Source organism: Plectonema radiosum NIES-515 (genome assembly GCF_025753815.1).
Classification (GTDB): domain Bacteria; phylum Cyanobacteriota; class Cyanobacteriia; order Cyanobacteriales; family Nostocaceae; genus Hassallia; species Hassallia radiosum_A.
Genome location: NZ_JAOWRF010000403.1, coordinates 1 through 1,691, shown reverse-complemented (window position 1 = coordinate 1,691; position 1,691 = coordinate 1). Strand labels below are relative to the sequence as shown.

The following is a 1,691-nucleotide window of genomic DNA, read 5'->3' as shown; positions in this document are numbered from 1 at the left end:
GGGGGAGACAAGGGAGAAAACATGCTTTTTTGTCCTCCTTGTCCTCCTTGTCCTCCTTGTCCCCCTTGTCTCATTACCTTGGTGTTAACAAAATCACCTGCTGCTTCTGGAGCGATCGCACCCCCTCTATCCCCAACTCCACACCCTGTAAAATCTCTCTTACCGTCGCTTTTTGATCGCAATGAAGCAAAAACTCAAATTCGCTGACCGACAAATTGATAATTTGATAATCGTAGTTAAAAATACACCGACTCGGAAACCCATCAATACAAGGATTAAGTTCGGGAATCGCTGCAAACATTGCATCATCCGCTGACCAATCTGCTTTGACTCTTGGAGGACGACCGAGGAAAAACTCGTAATGAGTCACTTCTGGATCTAGTAATTCTATCAGACGATAAACATCGCGATCGCTTAAATCTTGTGCCCGTTCAATCAATTCTGGTGCTTTGCTCAAAAGTCTTTCTAAGTGCCAAAATCCCGGATTAGAAAAATTAATAAACTCCAACCCCGAAGCATCAATTAATTCAAACAGCGTTTCAATATTGTAGTCAATCTCTTGGGGATGAACATACATATCGGCAAAGCATTCGTCTCGTTGGTTTTCCATTGCCCAACGTTGTTTCTCGTACTTGACAAGTCTATTGTTTTCTGGTAGAGATGAAAATAATTGTCGCCCGACTTGAACACCATCGGGATAATCGCCGCGCTTGTCACCTTGAAGAAGTGCGATCGCCTTTTGCATAAGTTGAATTTCCCAACGTCCCAACTCACCATAGACGAAGATGTGCATCAAGCCACCAGGGGCTAATTTCTTCGCTAAAGCTTGAATACCGCGAATTGGGTCGCTTAAATGGTGCAACACTCCCACACAGTTAATCAAATCAAACTCACCCGGAAGCTGTTCCACATCATACAGACTGAGGTGATGGAATTCTACTCTATTTGCGCCAGAACGTTTGCAGCGCTCTTTTGCAACTTCCATTGCACCAGCACTTAAGTCAATTCCCACAACCTGCGCTTCTGGGTTGAGATGCACCAAATATTCAGTACTCACCCCCGTACCGCAGCCGGCATCTAAAATGCGGATATCTTGCTTTTGCGGTTTTTGTCCGGTACAGAAGTTGTATGCGGCTAACCAATTCCAGCGCCAATTGTAGCCTGGAGGTGGTTCATCTAGCAACGGTTCTGGCGGGAAGGGGTAGGTATTGTAGAGTTTGGCAACAGCAGCGCTAACGGTTTGATCGGACATTTTTGGAGCAGTATGGCAGCATTTCTGAGTATACCGGACGACTGAAGTCGCGGCTACACAAACGAAGTCCGCCTGCGCGGACTAATAGTTTAAAAGCCTGCGAAGGCAGGCTTTGTTCGTATAGCCCCACCCTTCGCTTGGTGCGGGGCATTTATCAAAGGTCACATTGATGGGTTTGGCAAAATTTGGCGTTATTAATTTCAGTCTGCAAATTATTCAAAGAAATTACTTGCAAATTAGTCCCATTCTGAACCGCAGCAGTGATGTAGGCGAATTTTTGCCCGCGATGAAAGCTGTCTCTACCAACTTTGGTGACCAGATTCCTCGCGGCGTGCAAGCCCCTAAATTTATTTATGGGGGTAAGCCGCAGGCGATTTCAATCGCCGTCAAGTTTCGTTTTGATTTTGAATATACATTTTAATAGTATCTAAAGTTGCAC

General features: G+C 45.2%; 2 protein-coding genes. One reads left to right on the top strand and one right to left on the bottom strand.

Going from position 1 to position 1,691, the window contains the following annotated elements; translation table 11 throughout:
* Positions 1-73: 73 nt before the first annotated feature.
* Positions 74-1,252, bottom strand: coding sequence for a class I SAM-dependent methyltransferase (locus tag OGM63_RS28205; RefSeq protein WP_263749051.1), 1,179 nt, complete (start codon positions 1,250-1,252; stop codon positions 74-76).
* Between the two features lie 169 nt (positions 1,253-1,421).
* On the opposite strand from OGM63_RS28205, the gene OGM63_RS28200 reads away from it, so the two are divergent.
* Positions 1,422-1,673 (top strand): hypothetical protein, encoded by a 252-nt coding sequence (locus OGM63_RS28200; RefSeq protein WP_263749050.1) that lies wholly within the window; start codon positions 1,422-1,424, stop codon positions 1,671-1,673.
* Positions 1,674-1,691 lie beyond the last annotated feature (18 nt).